We start from the raw sequence: 14,756 nt of genomic DNA on the forward strand, positions 1-14,756 counted from the left end.
TAAGCTGCCAGCCTTTAGAGCGCCATCGGGGGCAAGCCCCCTCCCACAGTTGACTGTGTTCACAATTCAAAATGTGGGAGGGGAATTGCCCCCGATGGCGTCAGCAGCCACACCGCAGGACTCCCATGAATTCCCAAAGCATCCTTGTCCCGAAAATCTCCACCTTGCCCGTCCACGAACCCCGCGCCCGGGCAATCGTGCGCTGGCTGGTGCGCAAGAACATCATCAAGGAGGAACTGACCACCTGCGGGCGCACCGGCAACCGCATGGCCTACGCCCTGGCCGACGGCGCCCGCGCGGTGGTGCTGCACCCGCAAGCGCTGCCGTTCAACGAGCCGGTCAATGGCCTGGAAATCATCTACAAGCGCTGCATCTACACGCCGGCCAAGGGTTTTCTCGAAGAAGCCGGCTGCCCGGAGTGCCTGAAGGAAGTCGGCGAAGCGCTGTTCGAAAGCCTGGAAGACTGGATGCCCGGCCACACCGATAACTTCACCTGCCCGCTGTGTGGGCATGAAGACGACATCAATGGCTTTCTGTTTCTGCAGGAATGCGGGTTTTCCAACCTGGGATTTATTTTCAACAATTGGGCGGAGGCGGGGTTCAAGCAAAGCTTTATCGATGAGTTTGCCGATTGGCTGGATCAGAAGATCGCGTGGGTCAAGGTCGAGCTTTAACCCCGACCTGATCGTTCCCACGCTCCGCGTGGGAATGCATCCTGTGACGCTCCGCGTCACTATTAAAGGCGGGACGCAGAGCGTCCAGGGGCGGCATTCCCACGCAGAGCGTGGGAACGATCAGGGTGGCGAAATTTTTCCATCTATCACTATTCCCAAATATGTCAGAGTTTTACATTGAGACCTGAGGGGTGTCTGAGTATAATGGCGCGCTTCCATTTTCCCGCTCGGGAGCCCCCGCGATGCTGCGTATCAGCCAAGAAGCTCTGACATTCGACGACATTCTCCTAGTGCCCGGTTATTCCGAGGTGCTCCCTAACGAAGTCAGTCTCAAGACCCGCCTAACCCGTGGCATCGAGCTGAATATTCCCCTGGTTTCCGCTGCCATGGACACCGTCACCGAAGCCCGTCTGGCCATCGCCATGGCTCAGGAAGGCGGCATCGGCATCATCCACAAGAACATGACCATCGAGCAGCAAGCTGCCGAAGTGCGCAAGGTCAAGCGTTACGAAGCGGGTGTGGTGAAAGATCCCATCACCATCGAAGCCGACGCCACCGTGCGTGATCTGTTCGAACTGACCCGCCTGCACAACATCTCCGGCGTTCCGGTGCTGCACGATGGCGACCTGGTCGGCATCGTCACTTCCCGTGACGTGCGTTTCGAGAACCGCCTTGAAGTCACCGTCCGCGAAGTGATGACGCCTAAAGAGCGCCTCGTCACCGTCAAGGAAGGCGCCGACAAGAACGATGTGCGCGAACTGCTGCACAAGCACCGCATCGAGCGCGTGCTGATCGTCGACGACAAATTCGCCCTCAAAGGCATGATGACCGTCAACGACATCGAAAAAGCCAAGGCTTACCCGCTGGCCAGCAAGGATGACCAGGGTCGTCTGCGCGTCGGCGCTGCGGTCGGCACCGGTAAAGACACCGGTGACCGCGTTTCGGCGCTGGTCGCCGCCGGTGTTGACGTGGTGGTGGTCGACACTGCCCACGGTCACTCCAAAGGCGTGATCGACCGCGTGCGCTGGGTCAAGCAGAACTTCCCTGATGTGCAGGTGATCGGCGGCAACATCGCCACCGGCGCTGCCGCCAAGGCCCTGGCCGAAGCGGGCGCTGACGCGGTCAAGGTCGGTATCGGCCCTGGCTCGATCTGCACCACGCGTATCGTTGCCGGTGTGGGCGTGCCGCAGATCAGCGCCATCGCCAATGTCGCCGCTGCCCTTGAAGGCACCGGCGTACCGTTGATCGCCGACGGCGGCATCCGGTTCTCCGGTGACCTGTCCAAGGCCATCGTGGCCGGTGCTTCCTGCGTGATGATGGGCTCGATGTTCGCCGGTACTGAAGAAGCACCAGGCGAGATCGAACTGTTCCAGGGCCGCTCCTACAAGGCTTACCGCGGCATGGGTTCGCTGGGCGCCATGTCCCAGGCGCAAGGTTCTTCCGACCGTTACTTCCAGGACTCCTCGGCAGGCGCCGAGAAGCTCGTCCCGGAAGGCATCGAAGGCCGTGTGCCGTACAAAGGCACCCTGAGCGCGATCATCCATCAACTGATGGGCGGCCTGCGTTCCTCGATGGGCTACACCGGCAGCGCCGACATCGAAGAAATGCGCACCAAGCCAGAGTTCGTACGGATCACCGGCGCCGGCATGGCTGAATCCCATGTCCACGACGTGCAGATCACCAAGGAAGCGCCAAACTACCGCGTAGGTTGAGGCTTCCAGCAAAACGTTAAGTAACCGGGGCTGTTCTTTCAGCCCCGAGTTGTTTCTGATTCATTAGACGAGACTGACTTCATGGCCCTCGACATTCACGCCCACCGCATCCTGATCCTCGACTTCGGTTCCCAGTACACCCAACTGATCGCCCGCCGCGTGCGTGAAATCGGCGTGTACTGCGAACTGCACCCGTTCGACATGGATGACGAAGCGATCCGCGAATTCGCACCGAAAGGCGTCATCCTCGCCGGTGGCCCCGAGTCCGTGCACGAAGCCAACAGCCCGCGCTGCCCGCAAGCGGTCTTCGACCTGGGCGTACCGGTGTTCGGCATCTGCTACGGCATGCAGACCATGGCCGAGCAACTGGGCGGCAAGGTTGAAGGTTCCGAGCTGCGTGAATTCGGTTATGCGCGCGTCGACGTGGTCGGCAAGAGCCGCCTGCTGGACGGCATCGAAGACCACATCGACGCCGACGGCCTGTTCGGCCTCGACGTGTGGATGAGCCACGGTGACAAGGTCACCAAAATGCCGCAGGACTTCCACATCCTGGCCAGCACCCCGAGCTGCCCGATCGCCGGCATGTTCAGCGACGAGCGTCGTTACTACGGCGTGCAGTTCCACCCGGAAGTGACCCACACCAAGCAAGGCGGGCGCATCCTGTCGCGCTTCATCCTCGACATCTGCGAGTGTGAAGCCCTGTGGACCCCGTCGAAAATCGCTGAAGACGCCATCGCCAACGTCCGCGCCCAGGTTGGCACAGACAACGTGTTGCTCGGTCTGTCCGGCGGCGTCGACTCCTCCGTAGTCGCCGCGCTGCTGCACAAAGCCATCGGCGACCAGTTGACCTGCGTCTTCGTCGACAACGGCCTGCTGCGCCTGCACGAAGGTGAGCAAGTGATGGCCATGTTCGCCGAGAACATGGGGGTCAAGGTGATCCGCGCCAACGCCGAGGAGCAGTTCCTCAACAACCTGGCTGGCGAGTCCGACCCGGAGAAGAAGCGCAAGATCATCGGCCGCACCTTCATCGACGTCTTCGATGCCCAGTCCAACAAACTGGACAACATCAAATACCTCGCCCAGGGCACCATCTACCCCGACGTGATCGAGTCGGCCGGCGCCAAGAGCGGCAAGGCCCACGTGATCAAGTCCCACCACAACGTGGGTGGCCTGCCTGAGGAAATGAACCTCAAGCTGGTCGAGCCGCTGCGCGAACTGTTCAAGGACGAAGTCCGCCGTTTGGGCCTGGAACTCGGCCTGCCGTACGACATGGTCTACCGCCACCCCTTCCCGGGCCCGGGCCTGGGCGTGCGCATCCTCGGCGAAGTGAAAAAGGAATACGCCGACCTGCTGCGCCGCGCCGACCACATCTTCATCGAAGAACTGCGCAAGGCCGACTGGTACCACAAGGTCAGCCAGGCATTCGTGGTATTCCAGCCGGTCAAGTCTGTAGGCGTCGTAGGCGATGGCCGTCGTTACGCGTGGGTTGTGGCGTTGCGTGCGGTGGAGACTATCGACTTCATGACGGCGCGTTGGGCACACCTGCCGTACGAACTGCTGGAAACGGTCAGCGGCCGTATCATCAATGAAATCGAAGGTATTTCGCGCGTTACTTACGACGTGTCGAGCAAGCCGCCGGCGACGATTGAGTGGGAATGATTGGACGTCCGGCATTGTCCGGCACTATCTAGCAAGAAATGCCCTGGAGCCCGCTTAATTGCGGGCTTTTGGCTTTTTGGGACTGGAAAAATTCTGGCAGCTCTGCGCATCGCCAAATCCCTTGTGTCCTGTTGCCGATGGATTACCGGCGGCCTTCGCACACCGGTGATTCGCCGATGCGGCCTTCCTTGCACAGGTCAATGTTATCTGTGCGCTTGAAACCGGAGTCTTTCATGCAATAAAACTGCGTGAGTACCTCGTCAATAGGCGTCGTGTCTCCCGTCCCTGTAAGGTTGGTATAGCCGCATGCGGTCATGGCGTGCTTGACACCCTCTTGCGAGACCCCGCTTTTTTTCCAATTGGTAAATTCCGGCGGCGGCGGTTGAAAGCCTCTACCCGTGCAGCCGATCAATAATAACGCGCAAAAACTCAACAGCAGATTCCTGGTAACCATGTCGTCTTCCCTGATGGTATGACTCGCAAAGCATATGATACGCCGTCGTCTGACTCTTTCTAGAAAGGCCTGCACACGCCCTGGTCGTTATTCACTGTTTATCGCCGCCGGAATGCAGTCGTTTGTCCTCGTAATTATTTGAGGGCAGCGACATCTGCAGGGCTCACAGCCACTTTTATCAGGCGCTACGTTCCAAACGGCATTCGCGTAGATGACTGTAAAGATTGCGCGACGCAGGCCGATATCGCTTTTGCGGCGACTCGCGTCCAGCAGGTTTGCTCCGGGTGCGTTATCTCACTTATTTCAGGTAGTGATCTGCAAAATGAAAATAAAAAACAAGCTCGTCCTGGCTTTTGTACTCGTCGCATTCATCCCCGTAAGTCTGGTGGCCGTGATCTCTGTACTCAATACCCGGTCCGAAGCGGTCAGCCAGTTCATGGATGGCAGCACCCGAGAAATACGCCAGATCGACGGTAATATCCGGCAGTTTTTTGATGGTACGCAGCAAAACGTCGATCAAATGGCTACAGACCCTTTCTACACATCGGTCGCCAGCCTAAAGCACTACGAGGCTGCTGATGCAGCCAGTCAGCCGCTGCCTGCGGCAGCCCGGCAAGTCATCGATGCGTTTGCCCGGTATGGCGCGACGCATCCGGCCGCGGCAATCCTGTCCATTGGCCTGGAAGACGGCAGTTACGCGAAATGGCCGGATGACCCTCAGTTGTCGAAATACGACCCGCGTACGCGCCCGTGGTACAAGGCCGCCATGGCCAGCCCCGGTAAAGCGGTAAGGACTGCGGCGTATTACTACGAAAAGGATGCGGTAGCGCTGGTTGGTAGCGCCAGGGCCATGCTCGATGAAGCAGGCAAGGCCAAGGGCGTGTTTGTGGTAAGCGTATCGCTGACCAACCTCACCGAACTGGTCAAAAGCATCAAGCTCGGCGAAAGCGGCTATGTGATGCTCATCGAAGACGGCACAGTACTGGTCGATCCGCGTGATGCCGGGCACAGCTTCAAGCAGCTCAAGGATCTGGGTGAGCCTTACGCCAAACTGGCCGCCACTGCGCAAGGTTCAACCGAAGTGGAAATCAACGGCGTCCGGTACATGGCAAACGTGTGGACATCGCCGGGTCTGGGCTGGCGTTACGTGGGGTTGATTGAGTACAGCGAAGTCATGGCCGAGGCCACACGCATGACCTACGTGACGCTAGCGATCGTGGTGGTGCTGGTGCTGCTTTTCGCACTGCTGGCGGCGGCTTTCGCCAAGGTTATCGTCAAGCCCATCGGCCAGGTCAGCACCGGGCTGCAGTCAATTGCTGAAGGTGAGGGCGACCTGCGCCGTGATCTTGATGTGCAGGGCAAAGACGAAACCGCCGAGCTGGCAGGCTGGTTCAACAAGTTTCTCGCCGCAATACGCCAGTTGATCCAGAGCATCGGCGCGGCATCGACCAACCTGCAGGATGCTTCGCGTGTGAACAGCGAAGTGGCCACTAACATGAACCAGGCGGCTGGACGCCAGCGTGAGGCGGTGGAGTTGGTGTCCACGGCGTTCAATGAAATGGTCGCCACTGCTAATGAAGTGGCGCGCTCGTGCAGCGCTGCGGCCAATTCCGCCGAGAGTGGTCATCATCGTGTCGCCGAAGGTAAAGAGCAGATTGAGTTGACCACCGACAACGTCAATCGCCTGGGGCGTCGCCTGACCGAGTCTTCACAGGCCATGGTGGAGCTGGAGGAGGGTAGTCGCAGTATCAACCAGATTCTGGGCACCATCCGCGCCATCGCCGAGCAGACCAACTTGCTGGCACTGAACGCGGCAATCGAAGCGGCCCGGGCCGGTGACCAGGGGCGAGGGTTTGCGGTGGTCGCGGATGAAGTTCGAGCGCTGGCCAAGCGTACCTCGGATTCCACTGGGGAAATCGATCAGTTGCTCAGCGCGCTCGGTAGCAAGACTCAGGAAGTGTCGCAGAAGATGGAAAGTTGCCTGGAGCTGTCACGCGCCAGCGTTTCCTCCATTGGAAACGCACGTGAAAGCTTTGAAGGCATCCAGCTGTCGGTGAATGAGATCCGGGATCAGAACCTGCAGATATCCGCCGCCGCCGAAGAGCAACATAGTGTGGCCGAAGACATCAACAAGCATATCCAGCAGATCTACGACGAGGCGCAACTGGTCGAGAGCCTCGCCAGTTCTGCGCAGGAAGACTCGGGTCGGCTTTCGCATCTGTCCAATGAGCTGAACGGGCTGGTAGGGCGCTTCAAGTCGTAAGTACGTGAGGGCCGGGAGGCACTGACTAGCGTGCAGCTCTAGATTCGCAGTTGCGCCGGAAGTCGTTTAACCAATGCCAGTCAGTTATCACTGACTGGCATTTTTTTGGATAGAAATCTGCGAAGCAAGAGCCGTCGTTTTCAATAAACGACGTTCCAATCAGTGCCCGAACGTACCCCGTGCGGCTGACACGCCTGGCCACGGGGAAATCAGTCCGCCAGCATGCCCTAAGACTATCTAACTGATTCAAATACGTTTTTAGCGAAACCTGCGCTGAAAATAACCTGTTACGTACCGTTAATTAACCGTTAACCAACTTATCTTGGGCATTAAGTCATGGGCAGTATCCATATAGCCCGGTGCAACAGAAAATCCGACCGGGTCTGCACGGAGAGTAAAGACAAAGCGAGGCTATCCATGGCCTCAAAACAATAACAAAAGAATAAATGGCGAGGTACTTACGATGACGATGCATGACATTTGGGAATCAATTGTCGCGTTCTATGAACCGACTCTGGAAATAATGAGCTTGTGGGCCTGGGGCCTTCCTCTGTTCGTCTCAGTGCTTGCGGTGATGTTCATCATCTCGCAAAAGTGGCAGAGCCCCCTGACCCTCCGCTCTCTGGCCAATGCAGCCTTTCCCAAGGAGCAATACGACAACCCCTCATCTCGCGTGGATATGTGGAACGGTATCATCCTGTTGATGCTCGGTTTTCCCCTGGTAGGCGTCTTCGCCGTCAATGGGATCGCTATTGCTGACAATGTCGGCGCTTATATCACCGCTGAGTTCGGCGTCCGAGCCCCGTTGATGACGTCAACCTGGCTGATCATCTCCGTTCAGTTTCTGACCTATTTCCTCAGTGTCGACTTCGTCGGGTACTGGATACATCGCTGGTGCCATACCAACGCACTGATGTGGCATCTTCACAAACCTCACCATACCGCCGAGACACTGACGCCCTGGACGTTATTTCGCCAGCACCCCATCGAGTTCTTTGGCCTCAATATCATCCCGGCGGTGGTCGGCGGGGCCTTCACCGGTCTGGTGCTTTATGCGACGGGCAGCCAAATCCACCCAGGCATGGTGGTTGCCGTTACCACAATGGCCTACATCTGCTTCTTTGTTATCGATGTGTTTTCTCACGTCCATCTGCCGATCTCCTACGGATGGATGAACCGGATCGTTTTGGCGCCTGTCATGCACAACCTCCACCACAGCATGGAACCCCATCACTGGGACAAGAACAATGCAGTCGTACTGACACTCTGGGACTGGATGTTCGGAACACTCTACTTACCCAAGAAGGGCGAAAGCTGGCGTTGGGGGTGTAACGACGAAGAGTACGGTGCCAACAATCCGCACAATACCCTGAAGGGCTTCTATATCGATCCTTTCAAAACCCTCTGGCGTCACGTGAAGGACGGACAAAGCCCGAATCCGTGATGGGTTCGGAGCACTCGGGAAGCATCCAGGGTTTAAAGCACACCAGGCAATCGCAGGCTCAATTGCGTTAAGGGAATCATCATGGCATTGAAAGACACGCTTCATTGGCGCTATGCAACTAAAAGCTACAACGACGACAAGGTCGCGCAAGAAAAAATTGATTCGATCCTGGAGGCCATACGCCTGGCCCCCAGCAGTTCGGGCCTGCAGCCTTTCAAGGTGTTAATCATCACTAACCCCGAGTTGAAGGCGCAATTGCAGCCGATCTGCGCCAATCAACAGCAAATCTCCACATCGTCACACTTGTTGATTTTTGCAGCCTGGGACGAGTACACACCTGAGCGGATCAATGCATTTTTTGAATACAGCAACGGGATACGTAATCTGCCTGCCACGGTCACCGATGATTACCGGTTATCGCTGCTCGATTCTTTTGGCAGCATGAGCAAGGAGCAGCAGTATGTTCATGCGTCCAAACAGTGCTACATCGCCTTGGGATTCGCGTTGGTAGCGGCAGCCGAACTGGGCGTGGATGCCACACCCATGGAAGGCTTCGACAACCAGGCAGTGAACGCGCTGCTGAAGCTTCCCGAGCAGGGGTTGAACAGTTCCGTTCTCTTGGCCCTGGGCTACCGGGATACTGAAAGCGATTGGCTGGTAAAGCTCGAAAAGGTCCGGCGCGACAAGGCGCATATGTTCGTCGAGATTGCGTAGGGTCTACTCCGGATAATTTCCAACAACACAGGTTGTAATCAGCAGGGCAGATAAAATGTGCCTGCATGCCGGTTCAGGCGCCGTTGCCGAGACCCCATGCAGGCCATGCACGTTGCGCAAGGCATTCCCACACTCAGCTTCTACTGAACGGCCTCGTCTGCCTTGCCGGGGCTTGGTATGGCCTTGTCACTGGCAGGCGGCGCCCGTCTTGTACGCCACATCTGACCGACGTCCAGCGGGCGTGCGATCAGCAGTTCTGCCGATACACTCGACGGACCAAATGTGCGCACCTCATACATCGCTTCAAAGGCGTCGCTATTGCCTAGCACGGTCTTCAAGCGACTCAGCTCGGCACTGTCCGATGCAATTTTCGCGGCCTCAATCAGTGCCGGATCCATAATGCCGGCAACGACAACGATGTGATTGCCTGCGGGTCCCGGAAAGCGAGCAAGGTACGCATAATCACGACGCATGATTCTGTCAGTGGAGGGTTCGGCCCAATCAGATTGAAATTTATCCCCGGTCGCTAGATCCACAAGGGTATCGCCGCTGGCCGACAGCGAAAATCCGGAGAGATCAAAAAACGGCTCCTGCAGATCACCGAGCGTGTCGAGCAAACCCACATAGACAATATCGTGATCGCTCAGCATCTCATTGGTGAAACGTGAGGTTGTCACATGCTTGATCAGGCTCGAATTTCCGGACCTGGTTGCGACCATGACGGGCATCACCGAAACCAGCGCTGATGCGAGCCCACTCGGCAAGTGATAGGCATTCATGTCGACATACTTTTGGCCGGGCACAGGCATCCGCTGTTTGTACGTATTGAGGTCCTCGCTGGAAGCGATGGTGGAATCAGCGACCATACGAACAATGGAGCCGTCAGCGCCTTGCTCACCGAATACATAAAAATCACCGGAAACGATGAGTAGCGGCGCCAGATTCTTCGCGATACCACTCCAGAGCGTGCTGTCGATCCGCGAATCACTGGGTGACTTGCCTGCCAACCAGAGCCAGCACAGTGCGTTAAGCGTGAGGAAAAGCGCAGCGCCGGCTAAATACCGCCAATCAAGGAAACGTCGGCGCACAGGGTCGGCGTAGTTGTCTTGCTCTTCGGGAACAACGACGACCAGACGATATTCACCACGCGGAAGGATAAGCCGCTCGCCACGCTCATCGACGGGCGCCGCATCGAGTTTTTTTCGCAACCGATGAATATGCACGCGAACCGTTGCATCAGCCGCGAGATCCACGCTGGCGGATCGACCAAACACGACGAGTGCAATCTCGATTTCTTTGGTTGCGGTCGCCGTCAGCGATCGCTCGAGGAGAAACTCGAAAAGACGAATGATCTGTTGCGATTTACCGAGCGCACCACTCTTCAAGAGTCTGTGCGCGTGCGCTGTGAGCCGATCTACCTGGTCAACTTCCTGCGACTTGTCCATTTCACACCCTGACTGCGCTCGTCGCCATTGAGGATAAGGCGATGAGCTCGACCTAAGCATAGGCGGCAGGTCGTCCGCATCCGTATCCCAAATTGGCACTTGGCCAAGCGCACAACCATTGGCGTTGCGAAAAAGAGGTCGGCGCACACTGGGTCAGCGGGTTTCCCGGCTTACGCTTACCGCCGCGCAATATCCGAAAAGTAGAACTTGTCCAGCGTATGCCGCGACTCGGTGTACTCGAACTGCCGCCCGTCCTGCAGGAACGTCTGGTTACTCACCACGATCACATGGCTTTGCCCGTCAAGGTCCAGGTGCGCCTGGTCGTCCTTGCTGCGCGGCAGGGCTTCGATGGTGCGTTGGGCATAGCTGATCTGCAGCTGCAGCGTCTGCTCGATAAACGCGTAGATCGACTGCTCGGCAATCGAGCGGTCCAGGCCGGGGATCAGGTCGGCGACGAAGTGGTTGATGTCCAGGATCACCCGTTTGCCGCCAATGCGCCGTACCCGCTTGATCCGGGTGATCAGCGTGCCGGGTTCAGCCTCGATGTGCTGTTGCAATGAGCCTTCCAGCGGCACTTGGGTGAACTCGACCACTTCGGTGCGTATGTCATCGCCCAGGTCGGCGTGGGTTTCATGGAAGCTCACGATGCCGCCCAGTTGAAACTCGATCGGGTTCGGCGACAACACAAAGGTGCCTTTGCCGTGGATCTTCTGCGCGAAACCGCGCTCCTGCAACTGCTCGATCGCTCGACGCACCGTGCCCCGGCTGGCCTGGTAGCTGTCCATCAGTTCGGTTTCGGAGGGAAGGCGCGTGCCGCGCTGCAGGCGTTCGGTGGTGATGCTGGCAAGCAGATCGGTATAGATCTGGTTGTATTTGCTCATGGGATGGCTCGATGCCCGGCTCTATGAAGGTGAACGGCGCTTTCAAGGCAGGAACCTTAGTGGCACCTGTGGGGTTTGTCCATTCGCCACTGGCGCAGGGGGTGGAAATGTCTGACGGACCATTTGCAAAAGTTAAACAAAATTGTAACTCGTATAGACGAGTTGTTGATTTCACTCGTACAGACGAGTAATTTGCCCTCTCGGCGTGCTGCCAATGACTGCCACCCATAAAAACAATCACAGTGGAAAACGAGCATGAGCCACGACTATTCGATGATTGCCCGCGAGATTCTCGAGAACCTCGGGGGGCGCGACAACCTTGAGCAAGCTGCCCACTGCGTGACGCGCCTGCGCCTGGCGCTCAAGGACCCCAGCCTGGTCAACAGCAGTGCGTTGAACCAGGTCGACCTGGTCAAGGGATCGTTCTTCACCGGCGGTTTGTTCCAGGTGGTGATCGGCCCCGGCGAAGTGGAAAAGGTCTACGCCGCCTTGCGCGACGTCACGGGGCTGGCGGCATCGACCATCGCCGATGTGAAGCGCAAGGGCGCCGACAAGACCAACCCGATGCAGCGCCTGGTGCGGGTGTTCTCCGATGTGTTCATGCCGATCCTGCCGGCGCTGATCATTGCCGGCCTGCTCATGGGCATCAACAACCTGATGGGCGCCAAGGGCATGTTCATCGAGGGCCAGACGCTGCTGGAGGCGTATCCGAACCTGGATGGCCTGTGGAGCCTGATCAACCTGATGGCCAACACCTCGTTTGTGTTCCTGCCGGCACTGGTGGGTTGGTCGGCGGCCAAGCGTTTTGGCGGCAGTGAAATCCTCGGCATCGTGCTGGGCCTGATGCTGGTTCACCCGGACCTGCTCAACGCCTGGAACTACGGCAAGGCAGTCGCCGGCCTCGACGGCCAGAGCCTGCCGTACTTCGATATTCTTGGCTGGTTCCAGATCGAGAAAGTGGGCTACCAGGGGCAGATCCTGCCAATCCTGATGGCGGCCTACGTCATGAGCGTGATCGAAAAATGGCTGCGGGCACGGGTGCCCAACGCCATCCAGCTGCTCGTGGTGCCTATCACCACCATCGTTGTGACCGGCGTGCTGGCCTTGGCCATTATTGGCCCGGTCACCCGGCACCTGGGCATCCTGATTACCGAGGGTGTGGTGACATTGTTCGACCTGGCACCGATGGTCGGCGGCGCGATTTTCGGCCTGCTCTATGCCCCACTGGTCATCACCGGCATGCACCACATGTTCCTCGCCGTGGACCTGCAGTTGATCTCGACCCAGGGCGGCACCTTTATCTGGCCGATGATCGTCATGTCCAACCTGGCCCAGGGCAGCGCCGCACTGGCTGTGTTCTACATGAGCCGCAATGCGCGGGACAAGAGCATGGCGTCGACGTCGGCGATTTCCGCCTACTTCGGTATCACTGAGCCGGCGATGTTCGGCGTGAACCTGCGTTTCAAGTTTCCATTCTATGCCGCGCTGCTGGGCTCGGCGCTGGGCAGCATTTTCCTGTCGCTGAACAAGGTGCAGGCGTCGGCCATCGGCGTCGGTGGCCTGCCTGGATTTATCTCGATCGTGCCGAGCGCCATTGCGATGTTTGTGATCGGCATGGCGGTGGCGATTGTCGTGCCCTTTGTTGTGACCTGTGTGTTGAGCATGAAGATTGTTCGGCCTGGTTATCGGGTCGCCTGATCAACCGCCATCGGGGGCAAGCCCCCTCCCACATTTGAAATACATTCCACTGTGGGAGGGGGCTTGCCCCCGATGAGGCCCGCACGGCCAGCACCCAATTCTACTGAAGGAACCCACCATGCAAACCTGGCAACACTCGGTGATCTACCAGATCTACCCCAAAAGCTTCCACAGCCACGCGGGTAACGCCACCGGTGACCTGCTGGGCATCGTCGACAAGCTCGACTACCTGCAATGGCTGGGCATCGATTGCCTGTGGGTCACCCCGTTCCTGCGCTCACCGCAGCGCGACAACGGCTACGACATCAGCGACTACTACGCCATCGATCCCAGCTACGGGACCATGGCCGATTGCGACCTGTTGATCAGCGAAGCGGCCAAGCGCGGTATCAGGTTGATGCTCGATATCGTGGTCAACCACACCTCCGTCGAGCATGAGTGGTTTCGGCAGGCGCGCAGCAGCCTCGACAATCCCTACCGCGACTTCTACATCTGGCGCGACCAGCCCAACAGCTGGGAATCCAAGTTCGGCGGCTCGGCCTGGGAATACGAGGCGCAAACCGGCCAGTACTACCTGCACCTGTTCGACCACACCCAGGCCGACCTCAACTGGGACAACCCCAAGGTGCGCGCCGAAGTCTTCAAGATGATGCGCTTCTGGCGTGACAAGGGCGTGGGCGGCTTTCGCCTGGATGTGATCAACCTGATCTCCAAACCCGCGGATTTCCCCGACGACCACACCGATGGCCGGCGCTTCTACACCGACGGCCCCAACGTGCATGACTACCTGCAGCAAATGCACCGCGAAGTCTTTGAGGGCCATGACCTGATCAATGTCGGCGAAATGTCCTCCACCAGCCTGGAGCACTGCATTCGCTACTCCAATCCGGCGTCGAAAGAACTGTCGATGACCTTCAACTTTCATCACCTGAAAGTCGATTACCCGAACCTGCAGAAGTGGGTGGAGGCCGAGTTCGATTTCCTGCAACTCAAGCAGATCTTCTCCGACTGGCAGTCGGGCATGCAGGCCGGTGGCGGCTGGAACGCGCTGTTCTGGTGTAACCACGACCAGCCCCGGGTGGTCTCGCGGTTTGGCGATGACGGCGAGCATCGCGTGGTGTCGGCCAAGATGCTCGCCACCGCACTGCACTTGCTCCAGGGCACGCCTTATGTCTACCAGGGTGAGGAACTGGGCATGACCAATCCGGGCTTCGACAGGATCGACCAATACCGTGATGTGGAGACCCTGAATATCTTTCGCCTCAAGCGCAATGCCGGTGAATCCGAGGCGTCGAGCATGGCCGCGATCATGCAGAAGTCTCGCGACAACGGTCGCACGCCGATGCAGTGGAACAGTCAGCCCGGCGCCGGTTTCAGCAGCGGCGAGCCGTGGATCGGCATCCCGGCCAATGCGGCGCAGATCAACGTCGAGCGCCAACGGGATGATCCTGACTCGGTGCTGCATCACTACCGCGCGCTGATCGCCTTGCGTCGCCGTGAACCCCTGATCCAGGAAGGCATTTACCGCGAACTGCTGCAAGGCCATCCCCAGGTCTGGGCGTATCTGCGCGAAGGCCGGGGCGAACGCTTGCTGGTGGTCAACAACTTCTACGGCACGCCATGTGAAATCCAGTTGCCCGATCAGCTCGTCAACGCAGCGAGCGAGCAACGCTTGCTGATCAGCAATTACCCCGACTGCCCGGTGCGTACCGGCGCGGTGGCGCTGCGCCCGTACGAATCGTTTGTGCTGCACCTGACTGGTTGAAATGCCGCCTGTAGGAGCGAGCTTGCTCGCGAAGATCGTCAACGATA

At 58.4% G+C, this 14,756-nt stretch carries 12 protein-coding genes and 1 pseudogene; 9 read left to right on the forward strand and 4 right to left on the reverse strand.

Going from position 1 to position 14,756, the window contains the following annotated elements; all coding sequences use genetic code 11:
* The first annotated feature begins 125 nt into the window (after positions 1–125).
* The 3 genes from BFP93_RS00195 to guaA all read left to right on the forward strand — a co-directional run bounded on the left by BFP93_RS00195 (position 126) and on the right by guaA (position 4,045).
* Positions 126–674 (forward strand): sugar ABC transporter ATPase, encoded by a 549-nt coding sequence (locus tag BFP93_RS00195; RefSeq protein WP_065891516.1) that lies wholly within the window; start codon positions 126–128, stop codon positions 672–674.
* Between the two features lie 242 nt (positions 675–916).
* Positions 917–2,386, forward strand: coding sequence for an IMP dehydrogenase (gene guaB, locus BFP93_RS00200; RefSeq protein WP_015885726.1), 1,470 nt, complete (start codon positions 917–919; stop codon positions 2,384–2,386).
* Positions 2,387–2,467: 81 nt separating this feature from the next.
* Positions 2,468–4,045, forward strand: a complete 1,578-nt coding sequence (gene guaA, locus BFP93_RS00205; RefSeq protein ID WP_065891517.1) for a glutamine-hydrolyzing GMP synthase — start codon at positions 2,468–2,470, stop codon at positions 4,043–4,045.
* 142 nt (positions 4,046–4,187) lie between these two features.
* Here the strand turns inward: guaA and BFP93_RS00210 are convergent, their stop codons facing one another.
* Both BFP93_RS00210 and BFP93_RS29050 read right to left on the reverse strand, forming a co-directional pair.
* Complete coding sequence (locus BFP93_RS00210; protein ID WP_065891518.1) at positions 4,188–4,499, reverse strand: hypothetical protein; 312 nt, start codon at positions 4,497–4,499, stop codon at positions 4,188–4,190.
* 298 nt (positions 4,500–4,797) lie between these two features.
* Positions 4,798–5,007: a hypothetical protein gene (locus BFP93_RS29050; protein ID WP_241088563.1), complete on the reverse strand. Its 210-nt coding sequence runs from the start codon at positions 5,005–5,007 to the stop codon at positions 4,798–4,800.
* 12 nt (positions 5,008–5,019) lie between these two features.
* Between BFP93_RS29050 and BFP93_RS29500 the strand changes: the two are divergent.
* The 4 genes and pseudogenes from BFP93_RS29500 to BFP93_RS00225 all read left to right on the forward strand — a co-directional run.
* Positions 5,020–5,907 (forward strand): annotated as a pseudogene (locus BFP93_RS29500) (cache domain-containing protein); the annotation flags it as partial.
* An 87-nt stretch (positions 5,908–5,994) separates the two neighbouring features.
* Entirely contained in the window at positions 5,995–6,762 is a 768-nt protein-coding gene (locus BFP93_RS29505; protein WP_370671680.1) for a methyl-accepting chemotaxis protein, read from the forward strand.
* A 463-nt stretch (positions 6,763–7,225) separates the two neighbouring features.
* Positions 7,226–8,206 carry a sterol desaturase family protein gene (locus BFP93_RS00220; protein WP_122461284.1) on the forward strand — a complete coding sequence of 327 codons (981 nt, stop codon included), beginning with the start codon at positions 7,226–7,228 and terminating at the stop codon, positions 8,204–8,206.
* 81 nt (positions 8,207–8,287) lie between these two features.
* Positions 8,288–8,920: an NAD(P)H-dependent oxidoreductase gene (locus BFP93_RS00225; RefSeq protein ID WP_065891520.1), complete on the forward strand. Its 633-nt coding sequence runs from the start codon at positions 8,288–8,290 to the stop codon at positions 8,918–8,920.
* A gap of 140 nt (positions 8,921–9,060) precedes the next feature.
* Here the strand turns inward: BFP93_RS00225 and BFP93_RS00230 are convergent, their stop codons facing one another.
* Both BFP93_RS00230 and treR read right to left on the reverse strand, forming a co-directional pair.
* Entirely contained in the window at positions 9,061–10,365 is a 1,305-nt protein-coding gene (locus BFP93_RS00230) for a helix-turn-helix domain-containing protein (RefSeq protein WP_065891521.1), read from the reverse strand.
* Between the two features lie 176 nt (positions 10,366–10,541).
* The gene (treR, locus tag BFP93_RS00235; RefSeq protein WP_065887498.1) at positions 10,542–11,246 is read right to left on the reverse strand and encodes a trehalose operon repressor; all 705 of its coding nucleotides are present in this window, start codon (positions 11,244–11,246) and stop codon (positions 10,542–10,544) included.
* 255 nt (positions 11,247–11,501) lie between these two features.
* Here treR and treP point away from each other — a divergent pair, with 255 nt between their 5' ends.
* Both treP and treC read left to right on the forward strand, forming a co-directional pair.
* Positions 11,502–12,944: a PTS system trehalose-specific EIIBC component gene (gene treP / locus BFP93_RS00240; protein WP_065891522.1), complete on the forward strand. Its 1,443-nt coding sequence runs from the start codon at positions 11,502–11,504 to the stop codon at positions 12,942–12,944.
* Between the two features lie 118 nt (positions 12,945–13,062).
* Entirely contained in the window at positions 13,063–14,709 is a 1,647-nt protein-coding gene (gene treC / locus BFP93_RS00245) for an alpha,alpha-phosphotrehalase (RefSeq protein ID WP_065891523.1), read from the forward strand.
* Positions 14,710–14,756: the final 47 nt, after the last annotated feature.

It is taken from the genome of Pseudomonas sp. 44 R 15 (assembly GCF_900004965.1).
GTDB lineage: Bacteria > Pseudomonadota > Gammaproteobacteria > Pseudomonadales > Pseudomonadaceae > Aquipseudomonas > Aquipseudomonas orientalis_A.

Excerpts from the sequence above, each read along its gene's own strand:
- guaA (WP_065891517.1), top strand. The coding sequence starts at position 2,468 with ATGGCCCTCGACATTCACGCCCACCGCATCCTGATCCTCGACTTCGGT.
- BFP93_RS29505 (WP_370671680.1), top strand. The coding sequence starts at position 5,995 with ATGAACCAGGCGGCTGGACGCCAGCGTGAGGCGGTGGAGTTGGTGTCC.
- guaB (WP_015885726.1), top strand. The coding sequence starts at position 917 with ATGCTGCGTATCAGCCAAGAAGCTCTGACATTCGACGACATTCTCCTA.
- BFP93_RS00195 (WP_065891516.1), top strand. The coding sequence starts at position 126 with ATGAATTCCCAAAGCATCCTTGTCCCGAAAATCTCCACCTTGCCCGTC.
- treR (WP_065887498.1), bottom strand. The coding sequence starts at position 11,246 with ATGAGCAAATACAACCAGATCTATACCGATCTGCTTGCCAGCATCACC.
- treP (WP_065891522.1), top strand. The coding sequence starts at position 11,502 with ATGAGCCACGACTATTCGATGATTGCCCGCGAGATTCTCGAGAACCTC.
- BFP93_RS00225 (WP_065891520.1), top strand. The coding sequence starts at position 8,288 with ATGGCATTGAAAGACACGCTTCATTGGCGCTATGCAACTAAAAGCTAC.
- BFP93_RS00220 (WP_122461284.1), top strand. The coding sequence starts at position 7,226 with ATGACGATGCATGACATTTGGGAATCAATTGTCGCGTTCTATGAACCG.
- BFP93_RS00230 (WP_065891521.1), bottom strand. The coding sequence starts at position 10,365 with ATGGACAAGTCGCAGGAAGTTGACCAGGTAGATCGGCTCACAGCGCAC.
- treC (WP_065891523.1), top strand. The coding sequence starts at position 13,063 with ATGCAAACCTGGCAACACTCGGTGATCTACCAGATCTACCCCAAAAGC.
- BFP93_RS00210 (WP_065891518.1), bottom strand. The coding sequence starts at position 4,499 with ATGGTTACCAGGAATCTGCTGTTGAGTTTTTGCGCGTTATTATTGATC.